The 14402-nt window shown below is 48.5% G+C and carries 3 protein-coding genes; all 3 read left to right on the top strand.

All coding sequences use genetic code 11. The features are described from left to right. Positions 1 to 123: 123 nt before the first annotated feature. Complete coding sequence (locus H5336_RS08405) at positions 124 to 12243, top strand: Tox-REase-5 domain-containing protein (protein WP_185233241.1); 12120 nt, start codon at positions 124 to 126, stop codon at positions 12241 to 12243. Between the two features lie 11 nt (positions 12244 to 12254). Then, the gene (locus H5336_RS08400; protein WP_185233239.1) at positions 12255 to 12884 is read left to right on the top strand and encodes an Imm52 family immunity protein; all 630 of its coding nucleotides are present in this window, start codon (positions 12255 to 12257) and stop codon (positions 12882 to 12884) included. Between the two features lie 410 nt (positions 12885 to 13294). Next, positions 13295 to 14284, top strand: coding sequence for a transposase (locus H5336_RS08395; RefSeq protein WP_185235688.1), 990 nt, complete (start codon positions 13295 to 13297; stop codon positions 14282 to 14284). Positions 14285 to 14402 lie beyond the last annotated feature (118 nt).

The raw sequence follows: 14402 nt of genomic DNA, 5'->3' as shown, positions 1-14402 counted from the left end.
TAAACATTTTTCTAAAAACTCAGACTTTAATATATGTACCAAATTTATAGCGCAAACTTGTGGGCGTTTTTAACCGCGGGTTTATGCATTTAACGTAAAGAATACATTAAGGGAAGCGTTGTCATGGTCGCGATAGTTGCGGGTAATGGGTTAGGTTTGTTGAACGGTTCAGCAATCAATGTTGGGTCGGCTGGTACCTTTGGTCAGGGTTCGCTGGGGCAGGCGGGTAGCGCCACCGTTAACCTTTCAACGGGTAACCTACTGTTACAATTTAATGACGAGCAAATAACCGGCACCGGGTCAGATCTATTGGCTTCGCGCACCTACAATGCCCTGGGCGGCGTCACCGACGGAGACGGTGACAGGTGGCGTTGGAGCGGCGAGAAAAAGGTTGTGCAGAGTGGCAGCAATGTTATTCGTACCACCGGCGATGGCCACGAAGCGGTATACACCTGGAATGGTTCTGCCTACGTTTCTAACACCGGCTCGGGTGCACACGACAAAATCACCAAGGTGGGTAGTGAGTGGATTTGGGAGGAAGGTAGCTCCAAGACCGTTGAGCGGTATAACACCAGCACCGGCTGGATTAAAAACGTACGTGATACCAGCGGAAATGGCTTTGATTACACCTTCTCTGGTAGCAAGTTAACCAAAGTGCGTGACATAGGCTCCGGCCAGGAACTGCAATTCGTTTATGGTTCCAATGGAAAAGTGTCCCAGCTAAAAACCCGCACGGAATACGCAGGTTCGATAAAAACCCTGCAGCAGGTTTACTACACCTACGATTCCTACAATCGTCTAAGTGTAGTTAAGGTTGATTTAACACCCGATAATAACAGTATTAGCGACAACAAAATATTTAGCACCACTTATGGGTACGATGGCAGCTCTACACGTGTAACGTCGGTTTCCCACAATGATGGCACCTCGGCCAATATTACCTACACCTATCATGGTGGGGCGTACAAGGTACGAACGGTCACCGATGCTTCAGGTACCACCACGTTTACTTATGGTACCAATCAAACCACGGTAAGCAACGGTACTGGAGATGCTTGGGTCTACAGTTACGACAGTAACAAACAGTTAACGTCGGTTACCTCCGCACTTGTGGACGGTGTAACGCAAAAAGTCAGTTACACCTACTATAACGGTGAAGTGAAGACTGTCACGGACGGTTTCAATAAAACCGTGACTTACGTTTACGACAGTAACGGAAACCGCACCAGCGAAACCGATACCCAAGGCAATACCGTCACCCGTTTGTTCAGCAATAATCTGTTAGTCAACGAATCACGCACTATCGACGGTGTGACCCAAACGGATCGATTTGTGTACGACAGTGCGCGCCGTTTACGTTATACCGTGAGCGCAGAAGGTCGAGTCAGTGAAAACCGTTATGACAGCAACGGTAATGTTACCAGTAGCCGCGAATACACTGGCACCACTGCGTCTTACGCCTATCAGGTAATTAACCTGGGTGGCGAAAAAAACCTTAATGACCTGGCAACCTTTGACATTGATGAAGTCTGGGAGATGACCCTAAACATCAATGGTACGTCTCGATTTTTTGTGGTTGGAGCAATAGGGCCTGATATGAGCTATCAGGACTTCATTACTGCCATGAACGCGCAGTTGAATCCGTATGGAGCGAGTATGGCGTTGGCGGGGGGGAACCTTATCTTTCGAACCGCCAGCGAAAGCTCCAGTGCATCGATTAGTTTAACGGGTGGTTCTGGCTACTTTAGTGCCTATATAGCTGGGTACACGGGATTGGATCCTGCTGTTTCGGGGCGTTCATCTTCATCGGGTTTGTACAGTGTGGGTGGCCTTGCTAGTACCACCACGTTAAGCGAATCTCAGCTGAATAGCTGGGCTAATAGTCAGCAAAAATCTGCCGTGCAATTAACGGCTTATAGCTACGATCACTTGGGTCGCCTGACTCACAAAACGGCCTATGCCGAAGTGAACAGTGCCGGTGCCGGTATTTTGAATCATGCGGCAGAAGTGACACAGTATGTGTACAGTGAATACGGTCAATTGTTGAGCACCATCGCCAAGCGTGGCAGCGGTCACAATGTTTCCACCACCCTCACCAGCATGGTGTACGACGGAATGGGCCGGCTGACCAGCAAGGTTGGTTCATCGGGTACCGAAACCACCAGCTATGGCTACCGCGCCATTACCACCTCGAGTAATACCTCGGGTTTAAGTGTAACCCAAAGCTTCGATGGCCGCGGCCGATTAGACTTCGTCACCAGCAGAGCAAGTGGCGAAACTAGTCGGTTAACGGAATACTATTATGACGGTGCAGGCCGTCTTATGCGTACGGATGACGAGTCTTTGGGTAGCAGCTATGTGTTCTACAACAAGGCTGGCCAAGTTAAATACAAAGTGGATAGCCATAATCGAGCGGAGGGCTTTACCTATAACCAGAACGGTCAGGTTATTAAAGAGGTTCAGTACTACAACGCGTTTAACCATGTGTCAAAAAGTGTATCGGCAAACAACACCTACGATATTGAAACGCGCTACGGCTACAACAGTAACGGTTTGCTCGAAACCGTTACCAAAGAGAATGGCGGTAGCGATATTGCTGTTACCACCGCCTACGACAGTGCCTCACGCAAAGTTAAAGAAACCCAGGGGTCACGGGTAACGCGATATTTCTACGATAAAGATGGCTTGTTAAAAGGCGTGCTGAACGCCGAGGGTTATCTGTCCGAAAATGTTTATGACGCTGTTGGGCGGCTGAGCCGAACGGTACGTTACGAAACAGAAGTGACAGGCAGCACCTTTGCCTCGGGTACGCTTACCAGTGTGCGCAGTGTGGCAGACAACGGTACAGAGCTTTACACCCACTATTACTACGACGCGCAAGGCCGTCAAATTGGTGTTGTTGATGAGCAGGGTTTCTTAACCGAAACCTTGTTCGAGCCCGCGTTGAGCCAAACCCACACTATTAAGTACTTTGCCCCGGTCAGTGTTTCCATCAGTGACTCGTTTTTAGATGTGAAATTAAAAGCGGGTGCGGGAGGGCAGGTTGCTACGCACACGCATTTCGACAGCTATGGTCGCGTTTCCAAAGTGGTATCACCCGATGGCACAGAAACACAAAGCATATACGACAGCGCGGGTCGGCTGGCGCGTACCGTTGAAAAGGTAGCGACTAAACGCATGCAGTCAACGGGCTTAACCTTCGAAGATTCTGCGACCTCAAGTTGGAGTATCAACAATAGTTACTGGCGAGTAAATAGTGGCGGTACGTCTTCCTATGGCACTGGTCCATCGGTGGGTTCGCAAGGGTCTACAAGCTATATCTATATGGAAACTTCCGGCGGACAAGCTAATGCTGCTGGAAATGCCGGTCAGTTTGTTAGCGACTTTTTCTCTGTGAATGGTTCGAATAGTGTGAGTTTCGACTACCATATGTTTGGTTCAAATATGGGTACGTTGGCACTGGATGTTTATGTGGTTGATCCTAAGCAGCGAGGGGATCAGTATGTTTACCATGGTTACCAAACGATCAATATTGGCGGCGATAAAAGCGGTGATGATATTGTTTTTGACAAGCTGGATGACTCCTTCGACTTTACTGTTTATGTGAACGGGAGCGCACAGCAAGTATCATTCAGTGTTTATGAAGATGAAGTTCATACTTACAACTCTTTAATCGGTATGATCAATGCCGATCTTACAGGTGCTTCAGCTGCATTAGTTGATGGGAATTTAAGGATATCTTCAGACCGTACAGGAACTAGCTCTAAAATCACGCTGGCAAATTTTGGTGCCTATGATGCGGATTTACGCTCCGAGCTGGATGGTTATACCGGGCTTAGCGCTGAGGTTAGTGGTAACACGGGGTATTACAATTGGGAATACGCACGTTCAAATAATGTTTGGAGTAAATCAGGACAGCAGCAAACATCTAACACCGATGCCTGGAAGTCGGCGACGGTCGATTTAAGTCAGTTCGAAGGCGATATTAAATTACGTTTCCGTGGTGTCGCAGTTGGCGGCTACATGGGCGATATGGCTGTGGATAATATTGCCGTACACAGCAGTATTTTCGAAGAGCGTGTTACCCACAACCGATACAACGCCTTTGGTGAGGTTACCGGTGTTGTCAGTGGCGAAGGGAGTGAAGGTTTAGCCGCATCGCCTACGGGTTCGGCACTGAACACCGCCATCACGAATTACGGGCAGAGCTTTAGTTATGACGGCATGGGCCGCAAAATTTCTGAAACTGGGCCCGATGGTCAAAAAACCTTGTTCTTTTACGATAAAACCGGCCGCCCTACCTACACTGTGAATGCGTTAGGTGAAGCAACGCAAACGGTGTATAACGGCCTGGGGCAGGCAACAGAAACGCGTGTACTAACCAACCGTATCAGCATATCGGGTTTTGTAGGGGGGCGTGAAACGTCTACGCTTACTACACGCGTGAATAATGCTAAAAATAACACCACCGATAATGTTGTAAAACAAACCTACAATAAGTTGGGTCTCCAACACATTACAACCGATGCCCAAGAGTTTACTACTGAAAAAACCTATAACAGCTATGGTGAGTTGTACCGCACCATTCGTAAAATTACATCCGGTACCAGTAATTACACCTATCACTATTACGATCTACTGGGGCGAGAGACGCGAACCTATAGCAACGGTGTTAACAATTACACCAATTACGACGCCTTTGGGCGCGTGTCCGGTGTGCGTGATGGCAACGGTAACTGGACCAACACCGCGTACAACTACGGTGGACGTGAAGTTGTTGTTACTGACGCAGCGGGTAAATCCAACACGACTACGTATGATGCGTATGGCCGTACCCTCACCAGCAAAGATGCTTACGGCAATGTCACCACCTACCAGTACGACGACAAACAAAATGCCGTAACCGTTACCACGCCATCAGGCGCGTCTGTGACTACCTGGAGTAATGCCGATGGCGATACCCTGCAGTTGAGAGACGGCAATGGTTACGTCACCTATTACAACTACAACAAAGATGGTCAGCTAGAAAGTGTTAAAGACCATAACCGCAATACCATTAGCCAAAAAACCTACGACGACAGTGGCCGTTTAAAAGATGTGATCGACGGTAATGGCAGGGTTACACGTTTTAGTTACGATGCGGCGAACCGCACGGTTATGGAAGCGGTGGATCCCGACGGCAGCTTAAATCTGCGTACTTCCTACACCTTTGATGGCCAAGGTAGGCAGTTCACCGTTACCAAAGGTTATGGCTCCAGTACGGCATCAACAACAGAGTACCGTTACTACGCCGACGGCCAAGTAAAACAAATTATTGTAGACCCCACCGGGCTTAAACTTAGCACTCAATTTTCCTACGACGGGCTAGGAAATACCTTAACCGTTGAGCAGGGTACAGTGAGCAGCTCGTCTCAGCGCAAAACGCAGTACACCTACGACAACCTTGGTCGCAAAACCTCTGAAGTAATTGCGCCAGGCGTACTGAATATCACCACGCAGTATAAATACGACCTTAATGGCAATATGACGCGCATGATCAACGCGCGTGGTCACTCCACCTGGTTTGTGTACAACAATTTGAATCAAAAAATTGCGGATGTGAATGCCGCAGGTGGTGTGACTAAATACGAGTATGACGACAATGGTCGTTTGCACCATACGCGTTCGTACGTATTTACAGTGAATGATGAAACGTCTGAGTGGGGCGATGTGGTGACGTCATATGAAGTGGATTATGACGCGTATGACCGTCGTAGCTACAACGTTTACGGCGAAGATGGCCGTGTCAGTTACGTGGTTACGGCGCAAGCCGATGACGCCTGGATGGTGAGCGAAAGCCGCTACGACGGAAACGGTAATGTTGTTGCCTTAGTGCAGTTTGATAAAACCCTTACTAATCAAATCATCACCAATATGGGTGTCCAGCTTACCGAAACGGAACTGAAAAACGCGCTTTCGGGCGTGGGCCGCGGCGGTGCCAGTTTGGGTGATACCCGTATTACCCGCTATGAATACGATGCATTAAACCGCCAAGTAAAAACTATTTTACCGGGTTATTTTGATCCAAATTCTGGTCGCGTATGGTCCACCAATAACAGCGCCCGATTTGAACGTACCATTGAAGTCACCTACGACGGTGCGGGTAACGAAGTGCGTAACCAAATTCGTACAGGTCAAAGTGACTACAGCTACCAATACAAAACCTACGATGCCGCTAACCGCATGGTGCATGACATCGATGGGGAAAAGGGGGTAACCAAAAACACCTACGATACGGTGGGGAATATTACACACGTAACGCGATACAATTCCGGTGCAAATTCTGAACCCAGTCGTGGTTATTACCTACCTGCAGACAATGTAGTTTCCGCGAGCTCAACCTATGACCGTGTCATCATTAATCAATACGATGCGGCTGGCCGAAAAACCAAAACCACCATGCCGACCTCTCGTCTGTCCACTTATGCGACGAATGGTGGTGGCACATTACGAAATGATGCGGCTGTCACCGAGTTCCAGTATAACGCCATGGGCGAAAAGGTTAAGCAGCGAGTTCAGACCGATAGTTCCGTGTGGCGTGATACGTATTACTATTACGACGCTGTGGGCCGCCAGGCTATGGAAGTTAATGCCAAAGGCCAGGCTACCAAAACTGAATACGATGGTATGGGTAATGTGACACGAACGGTTCAGTTGTATTACACCACTAGTCCGTCCAGCCTTAATACCACCAGTGCGCCTTCAGTTAGTGAGCACTCCAGTTACGACCGTGTAACACGCTTTACCTATGACAGCGTTGGGCGAAATACCTACGTTTATAAAGATAATACCACCTATACCACCAGCCAGAACTCGGTAGCCACATCCAATCGCGACGGCTTGCAAGTGCAGCGCAATGTCTATAATGCGTTTGGTGATGTGTATTTCCAACAAGATGCTGCGGGTAGTTACTCCTACCACTACTTTAACCGTGATGGGCAGGAGAAATACAGTTATTCACCCCACTCCACGGTTACGCGTGATTACTTAGATCCCTTCTCTTCGGTCAACAGTAGTGCGCGAGTTTATACCACGCTAACGTATAACGCCTTTGGTGAGCTTTCGCAGCAAGTGCAAAGCGACACGTATAGCTATGCGGATGCTCGAACCTCAACAATTACATACGATCATGCCGGTAATGCTATCAGCTCTACCGATGCCGAAGGGGGCGTACATACGCAGGAGTTTGATGTGGCCGGCCATGTGACGGCTGAACAAACTGTAATTGGAGGCGATGTGGTTCGTAAAGAATTTACGTACGACAAAACCGGACGTCAAACTGCCGCGTTGGATGTGTTTACGTTAAACGGGGCCGAGCACAAGGCCGGTAAGCGAACGACCCACAATAAGTTTGGTGACGTTACTCATGAATACACTGTTAGCGGCGTGGGCGGCGGTAGCTCCCAGTTAACGACTTATTACTACTATGACCGCTCTGGGCAGATGTACTATAAACGTGATGCTCAGAACTACCATTATTACCGCTACGACTTAACGGGTGAGGTGGTTCGAGAAACCAGCTTGGGGCACAACACCTACTACCAGCGCGATGAATTAGGGCGTGTCACAAAAGAAATCAAGCCAAGCTTTCAAGGGCTTTTAAATGCGACCAATCATCAAAACCAACGTACGTTTATACCTGTAGTTACCCAAGAATATGATCGATGGGGGAATATTGTTAAGTCAATTATCTCTGACAATGGTGATGGGGCTAATTCGCGGGTTACAGAGTATAGATACGACCACAACGATCAGGTCATTGAAGAGATTCTGCCAAGCATTTCACGTATGGCGGAAAATGGCACTACTGCCAATGTTAAGCTGCACAAAAAATACCATTACGATAAAGCTGGCCGCCTAATACGCCAAGCTGAAGGTGTGAATGGTTCAGAAACTAATGTGCGTAAACAATATTTCTACACCAACGGCAATGTGTATCAAGAAATCGACGCCACAGGGGTTAAAAAGGAATACCGCTACAACGTATTCAATGAAAAAGTGGCAACACGTGATGGCGTGGGCAATGTTATGGTGCACGACTATGATCGTCTTGGTCAGCTTACGGCAACTTCCGTATACATGGATGACGCCCGCTATGTTGTGAGTGAATCGACCTATACCACAACAAGCGATACGACCTATAGCACCAGTACTAATACTTTCACCAATATAAATTACGGTACTCGCGCGGAGCGTGTGTTACTGAATAGCTACGATTACGATGCTGTGGGTCGAAGAACGAAAGAAACGACTTATTCCGATAGCCTCGATAGCGTAGGTGCCAGCGTTCGATACGTTTACGATGAGCGCGGTAAGAAATTGCAAACCATCGACCAGCTGGCGCGCAGTACTTATTACACTTATGACTCTCAAGGGAACAAAACTGAAGAGCGTTTTGCGATTGGTTCGAGTCTTGATAACATTACCAAGTGGACCTATAACACTACCTCTAGTTACAAAACGGGGCAGATGACTACCAAAACGGCAGCTGGTGGTCGTTTAACGAATTACTATTACGATCCCTATGGTCGTTTGATCACCGAGCGTTATAACAGTAGTACCAACACTCAGCGAAGCTACACGTACCTCTCGGGTACCATGCTGCAGTCGATAGTTAAGGATACAAACAACTGGTCTAATTTCCGTGGCTACAACAACTCTGTTCGTACCTCGAATTACGCTTACGACTTTACCGGTAATCGTGTCAGCGAAGAAATTATTGATGACAACAATTGGAACTACACCTCCACCTATACGGTAACGAGTGACTACTACAGTTCAACCAGCACCTACACGAATACATTCAGTGGAAGCACTCAGTCTAAAGTGGTTACGCGCTCTCTTTACGATGACCATAACCGGTTAATAAAAGTCACCTCACCCGAGGTGGCGGGCAATGAGGGCTTGTGGGATGAGCGTGCATCGCTAACCTCGCTTGAATACAGTTACGACGAATTCGGAAACCGCAGGCGGGTACATGCTGTATACCAAAAGCCAAATTCCAATTACAACGACACAGAAACCGGATGGTATCGATACGACGGTGAAGGCCGAGCTTTGGTCGCGAATGGTGAATACAGCAGCGATACAGGCAGAATTGAAGCCAAAGGCGCCAAATCTTACGCATACCAATACGACGGGGCAGGCCGGGTATCACAGGAGAACCAGTGGACCAAGTCTGGTATTTCCACCCGTCATATGAATATCAGCACGTTCAATAGTTATTTGAACAATAGTTGGGGAGGGAATGTTAACTCTGCTGCGGCTCAGGCGTATTTCGGTGGTGAAGTAATTTCTTATAACGTTGATACCTACACCACGACATCATCGGACTGGTCGTCCACCTATACCTATACCTATACCGAAATGAAGGTTGTGGTGGATAAAGGAGACCACTACACCCAGCGCACCTACGCCTATGATGACCTAGGGCATCGAACAGCATCAGACAAGAAAACCGTGCGTATACGTGATGGTGTTCAGGTGTATACCGGCTCAACAACCGCGGACTTCCGTGCGGTATACGACAACCGAGGCCTGAAAAAATCGCACACGGCGTACGATTCCTCGGGTAACCAGCAATCACGTTCTACCTCTACCTATACCAAAGACGGTAAGTTGGCGGCACAAACTAACTACGATAAGAACAATCGAAAGTCTGGTTATACCTCCTATATCAATGGTTACGACGGTGCGGGCAATGTTGCACGTTATACCTATAGCCACTACGACAACGGCAGTTACAAGTTTAAATACACCTACACCCAAACCTATAGCTTTGTGAACGGTGAGAACTATTTGCAGAAAAACACCAAAGTTGAACGCAGCAATGGTGGCTGGAAGCCCGGGCACAGTAGCTTTAAATACGATATTCGTGGCAACCTGAGTTCAGTGAGTATCTGGGGCGGTGAAAGCGGTAAGAAATCTTTTATCTACGATAACGACGGCAAAATTCTGGCTAAAAGTGAAACTGTCGACGGTCGAACCACGAAAGACACTTACTTCTACCAAGCGGGTAACCGATTGGGCTCTGTAGGCAATCGCACCGTAGATTTAATGCCCTCGGTACAAATGGCCGGTGGCACAGCCCCGGGAAGCTACACGGTTTCCGGTGGCGAAACCCTCCACGGGTTAGCGCAATCGCTCTACGGTGATTCCAATCTGTGGTACCTCATTGCCGATGCTAATGGCTTGGCATTAGGGCCGGGCGAGCAGTTTAAGTCGAGTGATTCGGGCATGCTGCTGGAGATTCCCAGCGTAGATGCCAGCCTGCAGAATAAGGCTGATAACTTTAAGCCTTATAACCCGGGCGAGATTATTGGCGATACCACGCCTAGTCCACAGGCGCCACCGCCGCCGAGTTCAAGTTGTAATGCGCTGCTGACCATTGTAATGGTGGTTGTGGCTGTGATCGTGACGGTTTATACGGCGGGGGCAGCTGCTGGGTTGATGGCGAATGCAGCTGCCGTTTCTGGCGGTACTATGACCGCTGGTGCAGCAATGTCTGCGGGTGTTTCGGCTGGTTTGGCTGCAACAGCAGCCGGGAATGTTGGCATTTTGATGGCTGCTTCTGCCATTGGAGGCTTCATGGGAAGTATTGCTTCTCAGGCGGTTGGAGTCGCTGGAGGAGCTCAAGATCGGATTAGCTTTAAGCAGGCCTTTACCGAAGGAGCGGTGTCTGGGCTTACGGCGGGAATTGGTAAAGGGTTTGGTGCAGCAGCCAAGGGAGCAAGTCAAACAACACAGTACGCATATAAAGCAGGGAATATTGCTGCAAATTATGTTGCAAGCCATGCCGTGAAAAAGATTGCAGGCATGGATGTCAGCTTTAGCTGGAAAGGAATGGCTGCGAGTGTTGCTGGTTCTATGGTGAGCTCTGGTGGCGATAGTATTGTTGGGCAAACTGTGGGCGGGTTTGTGAGCGGTGCAATTACAGCCAAGTTGAGTGATCAGTGGGGCGTTGGGCCGAAGGCGGACTATGGGCAGATTGCTTTAAATTCATTTGCGTCGGCGCTGGGGAACTCAGTTGTCGAGAAAATGAAGTCGGGATCAGGCTCTAATGTCGAGAAGAGGGATAAAATTAAAGCTGACCAGGCAAAAGTAGATCAGGCTGTCGAACACCTCAATGCCGCAGCTACGGGATCTGCGGCTGGAGGAAAAGAATCCTCCCAATATATCCGCAATGCGAATGGAGATATTGTAACTCCTGAGCAGGCGGGGATGACTCAGCAAGAATATGATCAGTATTTGGAGCAATATGGCCCTGATGGTGGTAAGGGTGGCCCGGCGGGCGCTTCCGCAATGGGAATGGCCGCAGCGCCTCTTCCTGAGACTCCATCGAGCCCTAACCCACGCTCTCCCGGGAGAGTCGGTTCATGGCCGACGGGACCAGCCGCTAATGATGGCAATTTTAATTTTAAGAAAGGCGTTGGTTTGGGGCGCAGCCTTGGCGCTAGGCTTTTGGGTGCGATAGGCTTAGCGTTACATTCTTCAAAAACTGCCGGACCCGAGACTTGGACAAACGACGGAATTGAATATACTCGTAACGATGATACTGGAAGACTCTCTGTAGAATATGGTGACGGTGAAATTGAGTATTACGGTATCGGTTCGGAGGGTGAAGTCTGGGACTATGACTATGAGACAGGAGCCAGTATTACCTTCGGGGTTATGGGTGATGATGGGGGGTTTGCCCCAATAACAGACCAAGATGACATTATGTATAGATCTTGGGCGTATAATAACGAGGGGTCGCTTGCAGATTGGGTTTCCTTAGGGCGGCCTGGGGGAAGTGGGGAGAGTTCGCTATCCTCTACTCAACGTCCAATGCCGCCAGGTAACTGGGAGTCTGTCAATGAATCGATGTCGGATAGCGCAAGGGCCTATCAGACTCAAATTAGCGGGCGGGCAAACGAGGCATATGTTGTAAACGGGGTGAAATTTGATGGAGTCACTCCCGACGCCTATTTAGATGCCAAAGGGCCAAATTATGCAAATTTTCTAAACAAAGATGGTGAATTTCAAGGGTGGTGGCGAGGGTCGGATAAATTGGCCGATCAAGCAGTTAGGCAGTTGGATGCGGCTGGAGACGTGCCGATTCAATGGCATTTTGCGGAGTCAGATGCGGCTGATGCCACGAGGACGTTGTTGAGCGAGCGAGATATTTTTGGAATTGATATTATGTATACTCCACCTTCACTTTAAGAGAGTAGTTTATGAGCATCAATACAGTTGGAGTTTACTGGGGAGATAGGCGAGAAACTACCGAGGCTTGTGCTGAGCGCATGTTGAAGTTTATCACCGTGTCTTCTAGCTGCTTTCCATTTTTGTCAAATTGGCGCAGCAAAGCATCGTCCAGTGAAAAATGTGATTTACTTGACGTGGGGAACGTTTCAGGCGTGATCCAACTCTTTCGAGATGGGGTCCAATGTAAAGATATTGGCGGAGGGAGTATCCCAGAGTTAGGATGTAGTGTGGGAGTGGTGGCCGATTCAACGTTTATGCCTAGCGTTAGCGTTGGCGTTCGCTGCGGCGTGCATTCTAGCAATAAAAATATTGGGAATTGTGTTGTGGTAAAATTTCCGACTAATCTTGGGATAGAAAACCTAGAGTATTTTGAAAGCTTACTTAGTTTAATGGTTGAGCTGTGGGAGCCAGATTGGGGAGCGATTTTCAGTACCAAGAATAAGGCGTTTAAAATGCGAACCCACGGGGGACCATTTTTAGATTTAGCAACTTGGGTTAGTAGTGATTTTAAGTTCGAAACCGTGCTTGGTGGGGGGGAGGAGCATCAGGGCTGGTGTATGGGGACGTTGTACATTGCGGCCTGCGCGCGGCGGCATTAGAAGAGCAGGGAGCTATAGGGGTCAGGCCTGAATGGCACTTACTTAACTCAATAAAAATAAAAGGACATCCAATAAAAGAAAAGGACATCCAATAAAAGAAAAGGACATCCAAAAAATAAAAGAAAAGGACATCCAAAAAATAAAGAAAAGGACATCCAATAACTTGACAAGCCTTCCGGCCTCTAGTAATTTATGCAACCATGACCCAAAGCCGCGAAACATTAATCTCCCTAGATTCAACACCGTTTTACCATTGCTATGTACGCAAAATTAAAGGACATCCAAAAACTTGACAAGCCTTCCGGGCTCTAGTAATTTGTGCAACCATGACCCAAAGCCGCGAAACATTAATATCTCTGGATTCAACGCCGTTTTACCATTGTTATGTACGCTGTGTTCGGCGTGCGTATTTGTGTGGTGACGATCATTCGACGGGTGAGAATTACGATCACCGCAAGCAGTGGATCGTATCGCGCTTGCGGTTTTTGTCGTATGTGTATGCGGTAGATGTGTGTGCTTATGCGGTGATGAGCAACCACTACCATGTTGTGCTGCATGCGGATAAGGCTAGGGCGCAGGCATGGAGTAATAAAGAAGTGGCCGAGCGCTGGATGCAGTTGTATAGCGGCCATATGCTGGTTGATCACTGGCTGGAGAACCCGGAGGCTATTGATGCGGCTACGCAAGCCGCAGTGGATGAGATTATCGAAAAGTGGCGTAAACGCTTATACGATATCAGCTGGTTTATGCGCGGTGTTAATGAAACCATAGCCCGTATGGCCAACGAGGAAGAAAACTGTAAAGGCCGGTTTTGGGAAGGGCGTTTTAAAAGTCAGGCCCTATTGGATGAAGCCGCACTACTGAGCTGTATGGCCTATGTCGATCTCAACCCTATTCGGGCGGCGATGGAAACGGATCTCATGGAAAGTGATTTCACCTCCATTCAACAGCGCTTATTCGATTACGTAAAATACAAAAATACCAAATCCAAAAGCGAGCAGCAGTTAAATGCTCGTGTTCAAAAGCAGCGTGAATTAAAAGCGGAAATGGGTTTGGATGCTTTACCCGAAGCCCCGTTAATGCCCTTTGACGGCTCCTCCCATACCGATACTCGCCATGCCTTACCCTTTACCCGTGAAGATTATTTTGATTTGGTGGATACCACCGGGCGTATTCTGCGAGACGATAAACGCGGAGCCATCGCCAGCGAACTTCCGGCCATAGTGTCGCGGTTGGGTATTAATCCAAATAAGTGGATCGACCACGTTCAAAACTTTGGCCGCCGTTACGGTTCCAGTGCCGGTTCAGTGGCGCGCATGGCCGATTATGCGCAGGTGTTTGAGCGTAATTGCGGCAAGGGTGTGGCGTGTTCGCAGGCGCTCTATCTAAATACGGGCTAGTGCCCGAGCACCAAAATATAGAGTCCATGGGGCTTTGGGGCTTTGGGGCTTTGGGTCATTGGTATAGCGTCAAGTGTAGAAAGTGGGGTTGGGTCTGAGTGGTACTTTCTTAAGGTCT

This window comes from Teredinibacter franksiae, assembly GCF_014218805.1.
In the GTDB taxonomy this organism is placed as follows: Bacteria; Pseudomonadota; Gammaproteobacteria; order Pseudomonadales; family Cellvibrionaceae; genus Teredinibacter; species Teredinibacter franksiae.
The sequence above is the reverse complement of the archived record's forward strand: the minus strand, read 5'-3'. Positions and strand labels throughout refer to the sequence as shown.